The organism is Luteococcus sediminum, from assembly GCF_054783495.1.
Map to the genome: position 1 here is coordinate 223,037 of NZ_BAAGQL010000005.1, position 18,347 is coordinate 241,383.

18 protein-coding genes are annotated in these 18,347 nt (G+C 70.7%); 8 read left to right on the forward strand and 10 right to left on the reverse strand.

Annotation, left to right across the window (positions count from 1 at the left end):
* Positions 1–45: 45 nt before the first annotated feature.
* The 5 genes from ACYVKA_RS03700 to rsmI form a co-directional block, all read right to left on the reverse strand.
* Positions 46–579 (reverse strand): MarR family winged helix-turn-helix transcriptional regulator, encoded by a 534-nt coding sequence (locus ACYVKA_RS03700; protein ID WP_460703058.1) that lies wholly within the window; start codon positions 577–579, stop codon positions 46–48.
* 62 nt (positions 580–641) lie between these two features.
* Positions 642–1,574: a 4-(cytidine 5'-diphospho)-2-C-methyl-D-erythritol kinase gene (locus ACYVKA_RS03705; RefSeq protein WP_460703060.1), complete on the reverse strand. Its 933-nt coding sequence runs from the start codon at positions 1,572–1,574 to the stop codon at positions 642–644.
* Positions 1,575–1,583: 9 nt separating this feature from the next.
* A complete protein-coding gene (rsmA, locus tag ACYVKA_RS03710) occupies positions 1,584–2,459 on the reverse strand; it encodes a 16S rRNA (adenine(1518)-N(6)/adenine(1519)-N(6))-dimethyltransferase RsmA (RefSeq protein ID WP_460703062.1) in 876 nt (291 codons plus the stop codon).
* Positions 2,452–3,330 carry a TatD family hydrolase gene (locus ACYVKA_RS03715; protein ID WP_460703064.1) on the reverse strand — a complete coding sequence of 293 codons (879 nt, stop codon included), beginning with the start codon at positions 3,328–3,330 and terminating at the stop codon, positions 2,452–2,454. Before ACYVKA_RS03715 ends, rsmA begins: the two co-directional genes overlap by 8 nt.
* Positions 3,331–3,450: 120 nt before the next feature.
* The gene (rsmI, locus tag ACYVKA_RS03720) at positions 3,451–4,326 is read right to left on the reverse strand and encodes a 16S rRNA (cytidine(1402)-2'-O)-methyltransferase (protein WP_394276269.1); all 876 of its coding nucleotides are present in this window, start codon (positions 4,324–4,326) and stop codon (positions 3,451–3,453) included.
* Between the two features lie 136 nt (positions 4,327–4,462).
* Between rsmI and ACYVKA_RS03725 the strand changes: the two genes are divergently transcribed.
* Positions 4,463–6,013: a dolichyl-phosphate-mannose--protein mannosyltransferase gene (locus tag ACYVKA_RS03725; RefSeq protein WP_394276268.1), complete on the forward strand. Its 1,551-nt coding sequence runs from the start codon at positions 4,463–4,465 to the stop codon at positions 6,011–6,013.
* Between the two features lie 46 nt (positions 6,014–6,059).
* On the forward strand, positions 6,060–7,535 hold the full coding sequence (locus ACYVKA_RS03730) for a uracil-xanthine permease family protein (protein WP_460703066.1): 1,476 nt from the start codon (positions 6,060–6,062) through the stop codon (positions 7,533–7,535).
* Between the two features lie 53 nt (positions 7,536–7,588).
* On the opposite strand, the gene ACYVKA_RS03735 is transcribed toward ACYVKA_RS03730, so the two are convergent.
* Together ACYVKA_RS03735 and ACYVKA_RS03740 are read right to left on the reverse strand one after the other, a co-directional pair.
* Positions 7,589–8,089 (reverse strand): DNA-binding protein, encoded by a 501-nt coding sequence (locus ACYVKA_RS03735; RefSeq protein WP_394277225.1) that lies wholly within the window; start codon positions 8,087–8,089, stop codon positions 7,589–7,591.
* Between the two features lie 48 nt (positions 8,090–8,137).
* Complete coding sequence (locus ACYVKA_RS03740) at positions 8,138–9,280, reverse strand: serine/threonine-protein kinase (protein ID WP_460703068.1); 1,143 nt, start codon at positions 9,278–9,280, stop codon at positions 8,138–8,140.
* 29 nt (positions 9,281–9,309) lie between these two features.
* On the opposite strand from ACYVKA_RS03740, the gene ACYVKA_RS03745 reads away from it, so the two are divergent.
* A complete protein-coding gene (locus ACYVKA_RS03745) occupies positions 9,310–10,497 on the forward strand; it encodes a vWA domain-containing protein (RefSeq protein WP_460703070.1) in 1,188 nt (395 codons plus the stop codon).
* A gap of 675 nt (positions 10,498–11,172) precedes the next feature.
* On the forward strand, positions 11,173–11,364 hold the full coding sequence (locus ACYVKA_RS03750; RefSeq protein ID WP_460703071.1) for a hypothetical protein: 192 nt from the start codon (positions 11,173–11,175) through the stop codon (positions 11,362–11,364).
* Positions 11,365–11,369: 5 nt separating this feature from the next.
* On the opposite strand, the gene ACYVKA_RS03755 is transcribed toward ACYVKA_RS03750, so the two are convergent.
* Complete coding sequence (locus ACYVKA_RS03755; RefSeq protein ID WP_460703073.1) at positions 11,370–12,602, reverse strand: APC family permease; 1,233 nt, start codon at positions 12,600–12,602, stop codon at positions 11,370–11,372.
* A 129-nt stretch (positions 12,603–12,731) separates the two neighbouring features.
* On the opposite strand from ACYVKA_RS03755, the gene ric reads away from it, so the two are divergent.
* Both ric and ACYVKA_RS03765 read left to right on the forward strand, forming a co-directional pair.
* Positions 12,732–13,439 carry an iron-sulfur cluster repair di-iron protein gene (ric, locus tag ACYVKA_RS03760; RefSeq protein ID WP_394277221.1) on the forward strand — a complete coding sequence of 236 codons (708 nt, stop codon included), beginning with the start codon at positions 12,732–12,734 and terminating at the stop codon, positions 13,437–13,439.
* A gap of 43 nt (positions 13,440–13,482) precedes the next feature.
* The gene (locus ACYVKA_RS03765; protein ID WP_460703075.1) at positions 13,483–14,712 is read left to right on the forward strand and encodes a TIGR04053 family radical SAM/SPASM domain-containing protein; all 1,230 of its coding nucleotides are present in this window, start codon (positions 13,483–13,485) and stop codon (positions 14,710–14,712) included.
* Between the two features lie 11 nt (positions 14,713–14,723).
* Here ACYVKA_RS03765 and ACYVKA_RS03770 read toward each other — a convergent pair whose 3' ends face one another.
* Positions 14,724–15,230, reverse strand: coding sequence for a DNA-binding protein (locus ACYVKA_RS03770; RefSeq protein ID WP_460703077.1), 507 nt, complete (start codon positions 15,228–15,230; stop codon positions 14,724–14,726).
* 33 nt (positions 15,231–15,263) lie between these two features.
* Positions 15,264–16,289 carry a serine/threonine-protein kinase gene (locus tag ACYVKA_RS03775; RefSeq protein WP_460703079.1) on the reverse strand — a complete coding sequence of 342 codons (1,026 nt, stop codon included), beginning with the start codon at positions 16,287–16,289 and terminating at the stop codon, positions 15,264–15,266.
* 168 nt (positions 16,290–16,457) lie between these two features.
* Between ACYVKA_RS03775 and ACYVKA_RS03780 the strand changes: the two genes are divergently transcribed.
* Positions 16,458–17,261 carry a vWA domain-containing protein gene (locus ACYVKA_RS03780; protein WP_460703081.1) on the forward strand — a complete coding sequence of 268 codons (804 nt, stop codon included), beginning with the start codon at positions 16,458–16,460 and terminating at the stop codon, positions 17,259–17,261.
* The gene (locus tag ACYVKA_RS03785) at positions 17,165–18,334 is read left to right on the forward strand and encodes a hypothetical protein (RefSeq protein WP_460703083.1); all 1,170 of its coding nucleotides are present in this window, start codon (positions 17,165–17,167) and stop codon (positions 18,332–18,334) included. Before ACYVKA_RS03780 ends, ACYVKA_RS03785 begins: the two co-directional genes overlap by 97 nt.
* Positions 18,335–18,347 lie beyond the last annotated feature (13 nt).

The following is an 18,347-nucleotide window of genomic DNA, read 5'->3' on the forward strand; positions in this document are numbered from 1 at the left end:
GACTAGACAGCCAGGCAAAGAGGGGGCTGTGAAGAGGCCCGTGCCCTAGTCGTGCTGGTGCCGCTCCTGGGCCACCAGCAACCGCCGCAGCGCCGCCGAGAGGGCCTCGCGCTCGTCCTCGTCGAGGTCTCCCAGCAGGCGGTCCTCGGTCTCGAGCAGACCTTCCAGGGCGGCGTCGACGGCCTGCTTGCCGTCGGCGGTGAGCACGACGCGCACCGAGCGCCCGTCTCTCGGGTCGGCCTGGCGTTCCACCAGTCCCCGGGCCACCAGACGGTCCACCCGGTTGGTCATGGTGCCGGAGGTGACGTGGGTCTGCTTGAGCAGCTGGCCGGGACTCATCGTGTACGGCTCGCCGTCCTTGCGCAGCGCCGCCAGCACGTCGAACTCCCAGCCCTCCAGGCTGGAGCTGTCGTGGGCGTGGCGACGGGCCAGGTCGAGGTGCTGCGCCAGGCGCAGGATGCGCGACCAGATGCCCATCGGCTCGACGGGCAGGTCGGGGCGCTCGCGGTGCCAGGCCTCCAACAGCTCGTCGACCTCGTCGCCGGGGGCCGTCGGGTCGGCCTGCGAGGAGGTGGTCATGGAGGCAATCAAACCAGATCCCGGCCCCACCGCTGCACCACGAATCCGGACGGCGGCCGGCCTCAGCCGATCAGGCTGGCGCCCGGCACCGGCCCGGTGGTGCGCCGGGTGGCCCGCACGGTGGGCGCCTGGCCCAGGGCGGCACGCAGGTCCATCGCGGCGGCCTCGTTGGCCGCCAGGAAGGCACAGGTGGGGCCGGAACCGGAGACCAGTGCGCCCAGCGCGCCCGCGTCCAGCCCGGCCTGCAGGGTCTCACGCAGCTCCGGGCGCAGGTCCAGGGCAGCCTCCTGCAGGTCATTGCACAGTGCCGCTCCCAACGCCCGCACGTCGCCACAGGCCAGCGCGGCGGTCACTCCGGAAGGGATGTCGGTGCTCGACGGCCGGGCACCGGGGCGGGCCTGCAACTCGTCGAAGCGCCTGAAGACGCCGGGGGTGCCCAGGCCCTCGTGGGCCATCGCCAGCACCCAGTGGTAGGTGCCGCGGGTGATCATCGGCACCAGCTGGTCGCCCCGGCCCCGACCGATCGCGGTGCCGCCGAGCAGGCCGAAGGGCACGTCGGAGCCCAGTTCCGCTGCCAGGGAGTGCAGGTCGTCGGGCGTGGTGTCCAGGTCCCACAGCACCGAGCAGGCCAGCAGCGCACCGGCGGCATCGGCCGATCCGCCCGCCATGCCGCCGGCCACCGGGATCTGCTTCTTCAGGTGCAGGGCGACGCCCATCGCCGGGTCCCCGTGGCGCCCGGCCAGCAGGCGTGCGGCCCGCCAGGCCAGGTTGCGCTCGTCGGTGGGGAGCTCGTCGGCGCCCTCGCCCGAGATGGTCAGCGAGGTGTGGCCGTCGGGGGCGGGACTGGCGACCACCTCGTCGTAGATGCCCAGGGCCTGGAAGACGGTCCCCAGCGGGTGGTAGCCGTCCTGGTCGAGGTCCCCGACGCACAGGGCCAGGTTCACCTTGGCCGGAACCCTCACCCGCACCGGCGCGGTCTGGTCGATTGCTTGCACCCGCCGAAGCTATCCCACCGGCTGCCCCGGCGACATCTGGGGCAGCTGTTCGGCGATTCGTGCGAAGTCCTCGATGCCCAGCACCTCACCGCGCGCCTGCGGGTCCACCCCGGCAGCCTCCAGCACGGCACTGGCAGCGGCCGAGGACCCGCACATGCCGGCCAGGGCGGCGCGCAACATCTTGCGTCGCTGGGCGAAGGCGGCGTCGACGACGGCGAAGACCTGCTCGCGGGTGGCGGTGGTGGCCGGCGGCTCGCGCCGGATGATCCGCACCAGGCCCGAGTCCACATTGGGCACCGGCCAGAAGACCCGCGGCGGCACCGTGCCCACCCGGGTGGCCTCGGCATACCAGGCCATCTTGACGCTGGGCACGCCGTAGATCTTGCTGCCGGGCTGGGCGACGAGCCGGTCGCAGACCTCCAGCTGCACCATCACCAGGCCGGTGCGCCAGGAGTCGAAACACTCCAGCAGGTGCAGCAGCACCGGCACGGAGACGTTGTAGGGAAGGTTCGCCACCAGGGCGGTGACCGGATCACCGTCGAGGCTGTCCACGCGCAGGGCATCGGAGTGCACCACGGCCATCCGGCCGGAGGCCTCTGGCATCCGCTCAGCCACGGTGCGGGCCAGGCGGGGGGCGAGCTTCTCGTCGATCTCGATGGCGGTGACGGCCGCGCCGGTCTCCAGCAGGCCCAGGGTGAGCGAGCCCAGGCCGGGGCCCACCTCGAGCACGGTGTCGTCGGCGCCGATCCCGGACAGCTGCACGATGCGGCGCACCGTGTTGGGGTCGATCACGAAGTTCTGCCCGCGCTGCTTGGTGGGCTTCAGGTCGAGCTCGTCGGCCAGGGCGCGCACGCTGCGCGGGTCGAGCAGTCCGGTCTCAGGCATGGTCGTCCTCTCCCCAGCTTCCGCCGAAGGCCTCGAAGGTGTTGCTGCGCACCTGCAGGCACAGCTCGTCCAGGCTGCTGTAGAGCTGGTCGGCCATGAAGCGCAGGGTGTGCGGCAGCAGGTAGGGGGCATTCGCCTTGCCCCGGGCGGGCACCGGCGTCAGGTAGGGGGCGTCGGTCTCCACCAGCAGGCGCTCGCGGGGCACCACCTGCAGGGCCTCGCGCAGGTAGGGGGCGTTCTGGTAGGTGAGCACCCCGGGGAAGCTGAGCCACATGTCCTGGGCGCCGGCCGCGGCCAGGCAGTCGCGGGCGAAGTCGGCGTCACCGCTGAAGCAGTGCATCACGGTGCGCTCGGGCAGCTCGACCTCGTGCAGCACGCGGAGCAGGTCGTCGTGGGCGTCGCGGTGGTGGATCACCAGGGTGAGGCCGCGTCGCCGGGCAATCTCGACGTGGGCACGGAAGCTCTCCTCCTGCACCGACTGCAGGCGCTCGTCGGTGGTGCGATAGTGGTCCAGCCCGGTCTCCCCCACCGCACGCACCACCGGGTCTGCGGCCAGTTCGTCGATGGTGGCGATGTCGGCATCCAGCGTGGTGCTGCGGGCGGCGTCATTGGGGTGCATCGCCACGGCGGCCACCACCTCGGGGTGCCGGCGGGCGATCTCGACGGCCACCCGGGAACTGGGGACATCGCAGCCCACCTCCACCAGGCGGTCGATGCCGACGGCGCGGGCGGCCGCCAGGTTCGTCTCGACGTCGAGCCCGGAGTACTCGCGGGTGGAGTCGAGGTGGGTGTGCGAGTCGACGGTCGGGCCGGGCAGGGGGTCTGGCAGCGGGGGGAGGTTGAGCTCGGCGAGCCGTGCGGCGATGTCCATGGGTCACATTGTCCTGCACGTTCGGCGGGGCTGTCGACGCGGCGTCCCCGACTGCGCCGGTCCTGGTCAGACTTGTGTGGCGCCGGTGCAACACAACCCTGACCAGAACCTGCGATCGGCTCAGCGCGCGTCGAGTGCCGCCTGGTAGAGCTGCTTCTTGTTGGCCCCGGTCAGCTTCGCCACCTCCGCGACGGCCGCCGAGAGCTTCTCCCCCTCGCCGATGCGCCGCTGTACCAGCGCCAGCGCATCCTCGGCGTCGACGGCCTGCTCCGCTCCCTGCACCACCACGCAGATCTCGCCGCGGGCGTGCTCGGCGGCCCACTGGGCCAGCTCGGCCAGCCCGCCGCGGCGGACCTCCTCGTGGGGCTTGGTGAGCTCGCGGCAGACAGCGGCGGGGCGGTCGTCACCGAGAGCCGCCGCACAGTCGGACAGGAAGTCGGCCAGCCGGTGCGGCGCCTCGAAGAAGACCATGGTGCGCTCCTCGGCGGCCAGTGCCTCCAGCCGGCGGCGGCGCGGCCCCTGCTGACGGGGCAGGAAACCCTCGAAGCAGAAGCGGTCCACGGGCAGCCCGCTGACGGCCAGCGCGGTGAGCACGGCGCTCGGGCCGGGCACACAGGTCACCTCGAAGTCATTCGAGACGGCGGCCTGCACCAGCCGGTAGCCGGGATCGCTCACCGAGGGCATGCCGGCATCGGTGGCCACCACCACATTGCGTCCCGAGCGCAGCTCCTCGAGCAGCTCGGGGGTGCGGGAGTTCTCATTGCCCTCGAAGTAGCTGACGATCCGGGCACCAGTGGTCACGTGCAGGCGCCGCAGCAACGTCTGCAGGCGGCGGGTGTCCTCGGCGGCGATCACCCGGGCATCGGTGAGCACATTGCGCAGGTTCTTCGACGCATCCAGCGAGGAACCGATCGGGGTGGCGGCCAGCACCACCCGGCCGCGGCCGCGGGAGTCGGGCTCGAGCTGGCGGGGCGTGGCGGCCTCGGGGCCGCCCACGGCAGGGGTGGCGGCGGGGCTGGTGTCGTGGTTCACCGACCCATTGTCCCCCGAGACCTAGGATGTGCGGGTGAGCACCGCCCTCGTCCCCTCCGCCGCCGCCCAGCTCAGGGCCGAGCGCACCGTCGTCGACCGCCTGCTCGACGCCCCTCCGGCCGACCGGCTGACCGGCTGGCTGGTGACCCTCGGCATCACCGCCTTCGCCTTCGTGCTGCGCCTGGTCGACCTGGGCCGCCCCAAGGGACTGGTCTTCGACGAGACCTATTACCCCAAGGAGGCCTGGACGATGCTGCACCTGGGCTACGAGGGGACCTGGCCCGAGACCATGCCGGGCACCAAGCTGAAGGCCAATGACGCCATCGCGCAGGGCATGGTCGAGGGCTGGAATGCCAATGCCTCCTTCGTCGTGCACCCGCCGCTGGGCAAGTGGCTGATCGCGGCGGGCGAGCACCTGTTCGGCATGAACTCCTTCGGCTGGCGCTTCAGCTCGCTGGTCTTCGGCAGCCTGCTGGTGCTGGCGACCATCCGCCTGGCCCGGCGCCTGAGCCGCTCGACGCTGGTGGGCGCCATCGCCGGGGTGCTGCTGGCCCTTGACGGGCTGGCCTTCACGATGAGCCGGATCGGCCTGCTCGACATCTTCCAGGCCTTCTTCCTGGTGGCGGGCGTTGCCTGTGTGGCCGCCGACCGTGACTGGTTCCGCAACCGCCTGGGTCTGCACCTGCAGCGTGCCGGGCTGACCGATCTGGGCGGGGCCTTCGGCCCGGCACTGTACGTGCGGCCGTGGCGCATCCTGGCCGGGCTCAGCTTCGGGCTGGCGACGGCGGTCAAGTGGAACTCGTTGTTCATGCTGGCGGCCATGGGAATCCTGTCGGTGCTGTGGGACGTCGACGCGCGACGCCTGGCCGGCGCCGGTTCCCGCAGCTGGAGCGCGCTGCTGCGCGACGGTATCCCCGCCTTCGTGCAGATGGTGGTGCTGGCCGTGCCCACCTACCTGGTCACCTGGACCGGCTGGCTGGTCACGCACGGCGGCTGGAGCCGCGGCTGGGGCGCGGACAATCCCGATGCCTTCACCACCAGGGTCTTCGGTGCGCCGCTGGCCTCGCTGATGCACTACCACTCCGAGATGTACGACTTCCACACCGGCGAGGGCATGATGACCGCCACCCACACCTACGAGGCCAATCCGTGGGGCTGGCTGGTGATGCAGCGCCCGATCGGCATCGACGCGGTCAACGACATCAAGCCCGGTGTCGACGGTTGCCAGGCGGTCAACGACACCTGCCTGCGGGTCATCTCCGGCGCCGGCACCCCCGTGCTGTGGTGGATGGCGCTGGTCGCGCTGCTGGCCGGCCTGGTGGTGTGGGTGGCCGGGCGCGACTGGCGCTTCGGGCTGCCGATCGTGGCGATGGCCAGCACCTACCTGCCCTGGTTCAAGTACGCCGACCGTCCCCTGTTCTTCTTCTACGCGATCTGCATCATCCCCTTCACCGTCACGATCCTGGCGCTGTGGCTCGGCCGCATCATCGGGCCGGCCGACGGCCCCCATCGCCGGCGCGGGGCGTGGATCGCGGGCAGCGCCGTCGCGCTGGTGGCGGCCAACTTCGCCTTCATCTACCCGATCCTCACTGACGGTCTGCTCACCCGCAAGCAGTGGATGGCGCGCATGTGGTTCCGCTCGTGGATCTGAGTCCCTCGTCCGGCTCGTAGACTTGGCCGGACGAAAGGACGATCGCGTGATCTGGAAGCTGCACGGCAACGGACAACTGGCACCGGGGGCCGTGGTGGCCCCCGACGAGCGCCTCAGCTGGGGCAAGACCGTCGGTCTGGGGGCGCAGCACGTGGTGGCCATGTTCGGCGCCACCTTCGTCTTCCCGCTGCTGATGGGGCTCAACCCGCAGCTGGCGGTGATGATGAGCGGCATCGCCACCCTGCTCTTCCTCTTCCTCACCAAGAACCGGGTGCCCAGCTACCTGGGCAGTTCGGCCAGCTTCGTCGGGGTGGCGACGGCCATCTACACCATGGGCGGCAACCCGGCCGATGTCTCGGGTGCCCTGCTCGTGGTGGGCCTGGCACTGCTGCTGGTCGGCCTGGTGATCCACGTCGCCGGTGCCCGCGTGATCCACCGGGTTCTGCCGCCGGTGGTGACCGGCGCGGTGGTGATGCTGATCGGCTTCAACCTGGCCCCGGTGGTGGCCCGCACCTACTGGCCGCAGGACCAGTGGACGGCCTTCGTCGTGATGCTCGTGGTGGTGCTGCTGTCGGTGGGGCTGCGTGGCTTCCTGGGCCGCATCGCCATCTTCCTGTCGCTGGTCTTCGGCTACCTGCTCTCGGCGGTGCTCGACCGGCTGCTCGGGCCGGTGGCCCGCACGGCAGCCGACGGGACCGTCAGCCACGCCTACCGGGTGGACTGGAGCGCGGTGGGCCGGGCGGACTGGTTCGGGCTGCCCCCGGTGACCGACCTGGCTGGCTGGAGCCACGGTGCCGCCGACAATGTGCTCGGTTTCCACCTGCCGCACTTCGGCCTGTCCTACATCCTGGTGGCGCTGCCGGTGGTGATCGCCCTGATCGCCGAGAACACCGGCCACGTCAAGGCGGTGGCCGAGATGACCGGCAAGGACCTTGACGACACCATGGGCCGCGCGATCATGGCCGACGGCCTCACCTCGATGATCGCCACCGGCGCGGGCGCCGGGCCCACCACCACCTATGCCGAGAACATCGGCGTGATGGCGGCCACCCGCGTCTACTCCACCGCCGCCTATGTGGTGGCCGCCCTCGTGGCGATCGGCTTCGGCTTCTCGCCCAAGTTCGGGGCCGTCATCTCGGCCACCCCGGGTGGTGTGCTGGGCGGCATCTGCGTGGTGCTGTACGGCATGATCGGCCTGCTCGGCGCCAAGATCTGGAAGGAGAACCAGGTCGACTTCGGCAACCCGGTGAACCTGGTCCCGGTGGCCGCCGGCATCATCATCGGCGTGGGCGACGTCTCGCTGCGCTTCAGCGAGAACTTCACCCTGGGCGGCATCGCACTGGGCACCATGGCCACCGTCATCCTGTGGCACGTGGCGCGCGCCGTCGCCCCGCGCTACCTCTCCGACACCGCCGGCGGCTCCAACCTGGTGCTGGACGCCCCCGGCATCTACACCGTCGACGGGGAGCAGGACCAGCCCTACGAGAAGTACGACCCGGCCAAGCGTTCGCACCGCAACTGAGCCCTTGCGGGCCCGGGGCAAGCCCCGGGCCCGGGCATTCCGGACGGGGGCCCTCAACCGGCGCGCAGGCGCTGGGTGAGGGCCTCTGCCCTGTCGGTGCGCTCCGCGCCGTAGACGCGCAGCAGCTCGGCCACCGCGGGCAGGTCCTCGGCGAGCCGTTCGGCGGCGGCCAGGTAGTCGGTGGCCGGGGCCGCGGCCCGGAAGAGCTCCTGCACCTCGGCGCCGAGGCTCCGGCTGCGGGTGAGGGTCCCGGTCAAGGCCGCCGCGGGCTGGGAGCGCAGCTGGGTGAGGGCCTGCTCGACCGTCAGTCGTCCGGCCTCGACCTCGGCGACGGCCTCCTCCACCTGGCGCAGCCGGGCCGCGGCGGTGGGGTTGGCGATCTTGATGCGGTGGCCATTGATCAGCTGGCTGACCATGGGGGCCGAGATGCCCAGCAGCGAGGCGATGCCGCCCTGGTTGAGCCCCAGCACGGCGGCGCAGTGCCCCAGGATGTCGGCCAGCGGCGCCCCGTAGAGCTCGGCCTGCTGTGCCCGGGTGTGCTCGGTCTCGTCCATGGGGAGAAGACTAGCCATTTCTTTGCAGGTGCAAAGTTCGTCTCGCGTTCACAGGGCCAGTGCCAGGGCGAGCAGCAGCAGCCCGAGGCCGAGCAGGACGAGCGGGAGGGCGCCGATGCCGTCGAGGAGTCCGGGGTGCGTGTTCGCGCCGGCCCGGGGAACCACGCGCGCGACGGGCGCCACCGTCGTGGCGGGGATCGTTGCCTCCACGGGGAACCCTGCCGTCCGGGACGGTTCGGTGGGATGGGACGGTTCGGCGAGATCGGGCCAGTCGCGCCGTGCGGACCGGGTGGGCTGGACGGAGGGAGCAGGCTGGAAGGGGCGGGCCGGACCGTCCGGCCCCCAGCCCGCGGGCAGTTCGGGGACCTGGTCGAAGACCTCCACGACCTCGTCGAGGACCAGGCCGGTGCCGAGCAGGTCGTCGATCTGAACGGCGGCCAGGCGGGCTCTGGCGGCGGTGGCCGAGGTGGGGCGGGCGTCGACCTCGGCCAGCAGGGAGCCCACCCAGCGGCCAAGGGTCGTGTGCCGCCAGGCCTCGGGGACCCGGGGCGGGTAGGGCTGGCGCTCGCCGGTGAGCATGCGCAGCACCACGGCGCCGACGGCCCACAGGTCCTGCCGGGGGTCGGGGTCGGCACCGTGCAAGGCCTCGGGTGGCAGGTAACCCGGCGTGCCGATCACCTGGCTGGTCCTGGTCAGGCGGGGTTCGTCGATGGCGACGGCGATCCCGAAGTCGCCCAGCCGGATGGTGGGAGGGCCGGTGCCGGTGGCCTCCATCAGGATGTTGGCGGGCTTGACGTCGCGGTGCACGAGCCCGGCGGCGTGCACGGCCTCCAGCGCCTCCAGCAGCTGCGCGGCGACGTCGAGGGCCCAGCCGACGGGCAGCGGGCCGTGGTCCCCCAGGACGGTGCTGAGTGATCCGCCGCGCACCAGGGGCATGGTGAACAGCACGCGGTCGTCCTCGGCCACCCATCCCAGCGGGGCCACGACGTGCGGGTGGTCGACGCGCCAGCCGGTCTCGCGCACGAAGCGCACCAGGCTGGCGGCGTCGGCCTGCTGCAGCAGCTTGCCGGCCCGGTAGGCGCCCTCGCGGTGGTCCCAGACGCGCCCGACGGCGCCGGAACCGCCCTGGCCGAGCAGGTCCACCAGTTCGTGCCGGCCACCGATCATCTGTCCCATGTCGAGCCCCAGCATGCCACCCGGATGTGTCGGCCGGGGGTGGTGTGGGCGATGATGACGGGGACCTTGACAGTCGTCCAACCCTGTGCAAAGTTTGCAACTGCAAACCTCGTCGTCCTGGAGGATCGATCGTAACCACCGCACGCCGTGGCGCCGCACTGCTGGCGACCGCCACCCTCGCCCTGGCCGTCGCCCAGCCCACCACCACCGCGACCGCCCCCGCCGACGAGCCCCGCATGGTGCTCCTGCTCGACTCCTCGGGCTCCATGAAGGAACCCGCCCAGGGCGGCATGACCAAGATCGAGGCGGCCCGCACCGCGCTCAGCTCGGTGATCGCAGACCTGCCCGTCGACACCGCGACCGGCCTGCGGGTCTTCGGCGCCAGCGTCGAGAATGCCGGCGACCCGGGCGCCTGCCAGGACTCCCAGCTGGTGGTGCCGGTGGGGACCGACAACCGCGCCGCACTCGAGACCGCCGCCGCCAACTACAAGCCCTATGGCGAGACGCCCATCGGCCACGGCCTGCAGGAGGCCGCCAAGGACCTCGGCGAGAGCGGCAAGCGCTCCATCGTGCTGGTCAGCGACGGCGTCGCCACCTGCGAGCCCGATCCCTGCGATGTCGCCGAACAGCTGGCCGGCAAGGGGGTCGACCTGGCCATCCACGTGGTGGGGCTGGGCGTCGATGCCACCACCCGCAAGCAGCTGCAGTGCATCGCGGACAAGGGCAAGGGCACCTACCACGACGCCAAGGACGCCACCCAGCTCGCCGAGGCCGTCGACCGGGCCCAGCGCACCCTGCTGCCGCCCAAGATGGTCGACGGCAAACCGGTCAAGGGCACCCGCACCATCGTGGGGGCACCCAGCATCCGGGTCGGCGACTGGATCGACGACATCGGGCCCGACGGCTCCGAGGACGGTGTGCGCTTCTACCGCCTGCGCCGCACCATCCCCGGCTCGACGCTGCTGGCCACCGCGATCGTCCACCCGAATGCCGAGCAGCAGGACGCTGTCATGGCGACGCTGAGCGCGGGCGAGACGCAGTGTGGCGTCGACACCGCCAACGGCCACCCCGGGGGCGACCAGATGATGGTCTCCGCCACGGCCGTGGCCGACCAGCGCGACGAGGACTGCGCCTCGGCAACCGACCTGGTCCTCCAGGTGAAGCGCAAGGGCGTGCGCAAGGGCACCGGCACCCCCCGCTCCAGCTCGTGGTCAGCGAGGTCCCGCCGGTGACCAACCTGGACCAGCTGCCCGAGGCGCCAGCCAGGCGCACCCTGCCCGCGCCAGCCTTCGGGCCGGGCACCAGCGTCCAGCCCGGCGGCACCCTGGCGGCCGCGGCACCGATCGTGGGCGGTGCCACCTACGAGCACGTCCTGGCGCCGGGCCAGATGCACACCTACAAGGTCCCCGTCGGGTGGGGGCAGAGCCTGTCGGTGCAGGTGCAGTCGCCCAAGCCCGGGCCGCAGCTGGCCAAGCTCTTCCGGGAACAGCGGATGGTGCTTGACGCCGAACTGTTCGACCCGGCCGGGCGCAAGGTGGCCGAGCACCCCATCCGGCTCACCCAGTACGGCTACTCCAGCAAGATGCAGGCCGCAGACGTCACCTTCAACTTCCCCGAGGGGCAGCCGCTCAAGCACCCGTGGGTCGCCGGCCACTACCGGGTGGCGATCGGCGTGCGCGGCCCCGCCGATGCGCCGAAGGTGGAGGTGCCCTACCAGTTCGTGACCAAGGTCGACGGCAAGGTGCAGGGCGTACCCGCCTATGGCACGGTGGCCGGGGTCTCCCCCAGCCCGTCCGCGAGCGCGACGGCTGCGCCGTCGGGTGATTCCGGCAGCCCGGCTGCGGTCGCCGGTGGTTCTGGCTCGGACCAGACCAGCCAGGACAAGGCTGGCTCGCAGACCGGCACCAGTGACCGAGTCGCACGGGATCAGCCCCTGGCCGGTGCTGCTGGGCGTCCTGGGCATCATCCTGACCGCCTGCGGAGTGGTGCTCGGCCTGACCCGGCGCCGCAGGAACCGGCCCGATGCGGCCCCGTCCGGCAATGGACTGCCCTACCAGACGGAGTGGAAGCCGGGAGGGGACTCCTCAGAGCACCGCTGAGGACGTCAGCGCCGGGCCACGAGCCGGATCCCGACGCCCATGGCCAGCACCGCCAGGCCAGCGACGACCGAGCCGACAGGCAGCGCGGCCGCCAGCACCAGGCACAGCACCATGCCCAATCCCTGCAGGGCTCGCGGATAGCGACGCCCCTCGCTCTGGTGCCAGGCAGCGGCATTGGCGACGAAGTAGTAGAGCAAGACCCCGAAGCTCGAGAAGCCGATCGCCCCACGCAGGTCGGTGGTGAGCACCAGGACGGTGACCACCACCGCCAGCGTCAACTCGGCGGTGCGTGGCACCTGGTGCTTCGGCTCGATCGTGGCCAGGGCTCGGGGCAGGTCGCCCCCGCGAGCCATCGCCAAGGAGGTGCGGCCGATGCCGGTCATCAGGTTCAGCAGGGCCCCCAGCGCGGCAGCTCCGGCCCCGAAACGGACGACCGGGCTCGCCCAGGAGGCCCCCACCGTCTGCACGACGGCGGCCAGGGGTGCGTTGCTGCTGGCCAGGGCCCCGGCACCCAGCACGTGCAACAGGGTGAGCGCGACGGCCAGGTAGATGAGCAAGGCAATGCCCAGTGCCAGCACGATGGCGCGGGGAATGGTGCGCTCGGGCTCGGTGACCTCCTCACCCATCGTCGCGATGCGGGCGTAACCGGCGAAGGCGAAGAAGAGCAGTCCCGCGCCCTGCAGCACGCCGAAGGCGCCGATCTGCCGCGGCGCGTCGGACGTAACCGGCGCCTCTGCCGTCCAGCCCAGAAGGACCACCAGCGCCAGGACCACGATCACGACCGCGGCCAGGGCTCGCGTCAGTTTCGCGGTGCGGGTGATGCCCCGCAGGTTGGCGCTCGCCAGCGCCCAGACCAGCAGCACTGCGGCCGGACGTTGCCAGGCGTGTGGCACCAGGTAGTGCGCCGCGGTGAGTGCCATTGCGGCGCAGGAGGCGGTCTTGCCGATCACGAAGCACCAACCGGCCAGGAAGCCCGGCCAGGGCCCGAGTTCCTCACGTCCGTAGAAGTAGGTGCCGCCGCTGGTCGGGTAGCGGGCGGCCAGCTGGGCCGAGCTGGTGGCATTGCAGAAGGCGACCACTGCAGCAATGGCCAGGCTCACCATCAACCACTGACCGGCGACCCGTGCCGCCGGGGTGAAGGCGGCGAAGACGCCGGCACCGAGCATGGAGCCCAGGCCAATGGCGACGGCGTCGGTCAGGCCGAGCCGACGAGCAAGGGCGGGGGAAGCGCTGGTCATGCGCGGCAGGCTAGGGCTTTCGAGCAACGGGAGGGTGAACGACCACCCCAACGTTTTTACACGGAATATTCCTTGTATAGTCGGAGGTGTTGGGGATCCCAACCCCAGCAACCACACACGAGGAGAGCCATGATCGACACCAGCACCACCCTCGGAGACCTCGTCGCACAGGACATGAGGCGAGCTCGCCTCCTGGAGCAGCACGGGCTCGACTACTGCTGCAATGGTCAGCGCAGCCTGGCCCAGGCCGCCGCCGAAGCGGGACTGGACGTAGACGCCCTTGCCCGCGACCTCGACCTGCCCGAGGCCCCCACAGCCCACACCACCCAACCACTGGCCAATGCCGCCTTGGCCCACGACATCGTCGACACCCACCACGCCTATCTGTGGCAGGAGATGCCCCGGCTGCAGGCTCTGGTGGACAAGGTCTTCCAGGTGCACGGCGAGAAGCATCCCGAGCTGGCACGGGTCCGCGAGGCCTACACCGCGGCCGTCGCCGATCTGGAGCCACACCTCACCAAGGAGGAGCGAGTGCTCTTCCCGGCCATCAGCAAGCTCGAGAAGACCCAGGCGCCAGTCGCATTCCCCTTCGGCAACCTGGCCAATCCCATTCGCCAGATGATGGCCGAGCACGACGTAGTCGGCGACCTGTTCAAGGAGATGCGCTCACTCACCGACGGCTTCACCCCTCCCGAAGGCGCCTGCAATTCCTACCGGGCCATGCTTTCCGGGCTGGACGAGATGGAACAGGACCTCCACCTTCACATCCACAAGGAGAACAACGTGCTCTTCCCCCAGGTGCTGCAGCTGGAGGAGGAGATCCACGCCCGGGCCTGAGCGTCACGACCAACCCTCCTTCCCTCATCTCGTCAGGAAAGCCATGAGCCAATCCACCTCCCCGGTCACGACACGAGCCACCGGGGCCCGTCGCTCCCCCGTGCGGGAGCTGCGTCACGATCCCGACGACCGGCCCTTCATCGTGATCTGGGAGGTGACTCGGGCCTGCCAGCTGGCCTGTGCCCATTGCCGCGCCGATGCCCAGCAGCGCTTCCACCCTGATCAACTCACCACGACCGAGGGAAGGGCCCTGCTGGACGACATTGCCCAGTTCGGCAAGCCGACCCCCATCGTGATCCTCACCGGCGGAGACCCCTTCGAACGCACCGACCTGGAGGAATTGGTGGCCCACGGCAACCGACTGGGCCTGTCGATGGCCTTGTCACCCTCGGTCACCGCGAACTTCACCGCCCAGCGGCTGGCGAGCCTGCGTGCGGCGGGCGGCAAGGCGATCTCCTTGTCACTGGATGCCGCCCACGCCGAACTGCACGATGCCTTCCGCGGCTTCTCCGGCACCTATGACGCCACCCTGGCGGCCGCACTGGTGGTGAACGAGGCCGGATTCCGGCTGCAGATCAACTCCACGATCACCCGTCGCACCGTCACCGAACTGCCAGACCTGATGGTGCAGGTCAAACAGATGGGTACCCACCTGTGGTCGCTGTTCTTCCTGGTGCCCACCGGACGCGGCCAGGCCCTGCAGGCGCTGGATGCGCAGGAGAACGAGGACGTGCTGCAGTGGGCCCACGACGTCAGCGGTTACATCGCGATCAAGACCACCGAGGCACAGGCCTACCGGCGGGTGGCGATGCAGCGCGACACCGACGACGCCCCACCCCACGGCGCGCTCTATGACCAGCTGATGGCCCGCACGCTGGAGTTGGTGACCCCCGCAGACTTGGAGAATCGGCGCCCGCGGCCGCCACTGGCCACCAATTCCGGGCGCGGCTTCGTCTTCATCGACCATGTGGGCGACGTCTACCCCTCTGGATTCCTGCCCCACCATTGCGGCAACGTGAAATCCGAATCCTTCCGCGGGATCTACCGCAATTCGCCGGTGATGCTCTCGCTGCGACGCCCCGACGAATTCCACGGCAAGTGCGGGGTGTGCCCGTTCAACCAGGTCTGTGGTGGGTCTCGCTCACATGCCTACGCCGTCACGGGAGACCTGTTGGCCTCTGATCCCACCTGTGCCTACATCCCGCCGCGCTGGCTGGCCGAGCACGACGGCGATGATCCCATCACCGGGGCTCGCGCGCCGGCAGCCGGGTGAACGGGCTCCAGTCAGCCCTGCAGCAGGTGCAGGGTGTGCTCCTGGGCCCGGTCGGCGCGTTCGGTGCCGTAGACCCGCAACAGGGTGGCGATGCCCGGGAAGTCGTCGTCGAGGCGTCGGGCGGCCTCAAGGTAGTCGGCGGCCGGGGCGGTGGCGCGGAAGAGGGCCTGCACCTCGTCGCTGGTCTGGGCAGCGCGGGTGCCGGTACGGGTGGTGCTGGTGAGCGGGGCGGTGGGCTCGTTCATCCGTGCCATGGCCTCCTCGACGTCGAGCAGTCCGTCGTCCACCTGGGCGACGAGCTCCACCATCATCCGCAGGCGCTCGGCGGCCACCGGGTTGGCGATCTTGATGCGACGAGCACTCATCAGTTGGCTGACCATGGGAGCCGACAGGCCGAGCAGGGCAGCAACCTCTTGCTGCCGCAAGCCGAGAACTCCGGCGCAGTGGCCGATCACCTCGCCCAGCGGGGCACCGTAGAGGGCTGCCTGCTGGGCCCGGTTCGCACTGACGTCATCCACGCCCACAGGCTAACAAGTTTGCAGCTGCAAAGATCACCACAACAGAACGGCGACGGCCAGCAGCACCAGACCGAGCACCACCAGCGCCGCGGGTAGCAGCCCGACGGAGCGGCTCGCCGGGGGCTCAGCCGGGGTCGCCCCACTCGGCACCTGAGCAGGACCGACGAGGGTTGGCGCGACCACCTCGTCGGGCCTGGACCCGGACGGTTCCTCGAGGCCGGGCCGGGGGCCGTCCGGCCCCCACCCGTCGGGGAGGTCTCCCAGCTGGTCGAAGACCTCCACCGGCTCGTCGCCGATGCAAGGAACCAGCGGCAGCCGCAGCGCCGCCAACCGGGAGCGCGCCTGCGCGGCGTCGGGGCGCAGGTCGCTCGGCTGCAACAGGCCGAGCGCCCACTGCGCCAGCGGGGAGTCGAGCCCATCGACGGGGATCTCGGGGCCGCTGGGGCGCCGGCCGGTGAGCATCTCGAGCACCACCACCCCGACGGCGTAGACGTCCTGGCGTGGGTCGGGATCGGCGCCGGCCAAGGCTTCGGGTGAGAGGTAGCCGGGCGTTCCCACCACGTGGTGCACGGCGGTGAAACGGGGATCCCCGACTGGCACGGCAATGCCGAAGTCACCCAGCCGGACGAAGGGCCTGCCGGTGCCGGTCGGCTCGAGCATCACGTTGCCGGGCTTCACGTCGCGGTGCACCAGGCCGTGGGCGTGGACGGCGGCCAGGGCGTCGAGGAGCTGGTCGGCCACGGCGGCGGTGAACCAGACGGGCAGCGGGCCATGGTCGGCCATGACGGTGGCCAGGGTGCCGCCCCGCACCAGCGGCATGGCGAAGATGACACGGTCGTCCTCGCCCGTCCAGGTGAGCGGGGCGACGACGTGCGGATGGTCGATGCGGTGGCCACTCTCCCGCATGAAACGCAGCAACGAGACCGAATCGGCTTGTCGCAGGACCTTCCCGGCCCGGTAGGCGCGTTCACGGTGGTCCCAGGTGCGCCAGACGGCACCCGATGCCCCTGCGGCGATCGGGTCGACGAGTTCGTGGCGCGCGCCGAAGGTCTGTCCCATGTCGGCACCAGCATGCCACCTGGAGAGGCGCTCATTGACTGCGGCACGCCTCTTGACTGAGACCCACCACTGTGCAATATTTGCTATTGCAAAGTCATGAACGGACGACCCGACCCTGGCCTGAAAAGCCCTGACACCGCCCCGCGGTCAACCTCTGGGAGATGCAGCATGAACACCACCAGGACCCTGTCAGCACTGGCCGTCCTCGCCGTACTGGGCACGACGACGATGTCCGCACCGGCACGCGGCGAGGGGGACGACCAGGGCGGCACCATGATGCTCGTGCTCGACTCGTCGGGCTCCATGAAGGAACCCGCCCAAGGCGGCATGACCAAGATCGACGCGGCGAAGAAGTCCCTCACGTCGCTGGTCGGTGGCCTGCCCGTCGACACCGGGGTTGGGCTGCGGGTCTTCGGTGCCACCGTCGAGAACCAGGGTGATGCGGGGGCGTGCACCGACTCCCAGCTGGTGGTCCCGGCCGGCACCGGGAACCGGGCGGCGCTGCGGGCGGCGGTCTCCACCTACACGCCCTACGGCGAGACCCCGATCGGCTTCGCCCTGACCGAGGCTGCCAAGGACCTGGGAGACAAGGGCAAGCGCTCCATCGTCCTGGTCAGCGACGGTGTGGCCACCTGTGAGCCGCACCCGTGCGAGGCGGCCAAGCAGGTGGCCGCCCAGGGCGTCGACGTCACCATCGACGTGGTGGGGATGAGCGTCGACGAGCAGGCCCGCAAGCAGCTGCAGTGCATCGCCACCGCGGGCAAGGGCAAGTACTACGACGTGAAGAACTCAGACCAGCTCAGCACTGCCCTGGAGCAGACCAAGAAGCACACCGCCACCCGGCCCAGCTCGAGGGCAAACCGGTCAAGGGCGGTTTGGTCTCCACCGAGGCCCCCACCATCCAGGCCGGCGACTGGACGGACACCGTCGGCCCCAAGGGCGGCAAGGACGCCACCAAGTACTACCGGCTGAAGCGCACCATCCCCGGCTCGACCATGGCCGTCTCCGCCATCTACCAGCCCGAGACCAATGTAGAGGACATGGCGGACGTCGATCTGACCAGCGCGAACGGCCGCGTCTGCGCCTCCGGGACTGGATACCACCAGTCGGGGGCCTTCTCCTCCGCCACCGCAGTGACCGGACTGCGCGACGAGGGGTGCGCCGGCGGCGAGATGGTGGTGGAGGTCTCCCATGACGAGCTCTACGCGGCCAAACAGCCCCGCAAGGTGCAGCTCAAGGTGACGGAGGTCCCCCCGGTCACCAACATCTCCCCACTCCCCGAGGCGCCACGGGATGGTCTGGCCAAGGCGCCCGCCATCGGCACGCCGACGCCGATGACGGGAGGCAAGTCGCTCTCGAGTGCGGCCGCCGTCGAGGCGGGCAAGACCTATTCCGGCACCATCGCCGGCAATGACGTGCAGACCTTCAAGGTGCCGGTGGGCAATGGGCAGCGCCTGGCCACCACTCTGAAGTTCCCCAAGATCTCCGACCAGCTCGCGGCCCCCTTCAATGACCTCCCCCTGGATCAGTCATGGCGTTCGACCATCACCGTGCTCTCCCCCGACGGCAGGCGAGTGGGCCGCGATGTCACCCTCTACCTCGGATCGATCGACGCGACGGCCGAGGTCGGCACCGGCACGGTAGCCACCCGCAACCTCGCGAACAATGTGCCGGACAACTGGCTGGCCGGCTACTACACCGTCGTCGTCAGCCTTGAAGGCCCCGCGGGCAAGAAGACCCCCGCCGTGCCCTTCGCCTTCGCCACCGACGTGACCGGCTCGATCACCCCGGCACCCGAGTACGCCGCCGAAGGGCTGGCGCCCTCGTCCAGCGCGAGCCCCAGCGACGTCGAGACCACCAGTCCGGCGCCTTCGAGCGAAGGCTCGGCGTCCGCCTCCGCGGAATCCTCTGCCACACAGGAGACCTCCTCGGAGACCGCCTCGGCCGAGCAGGGTTCGTCGGCGCTGCCCGTCGTTCTCGGTGCCGGCGGACTGGCGCTGGTGGCCGGAGGCATCGCGCTGGCTTTGCGCAACCGTCGTCGCTGACCGACGAAAATTG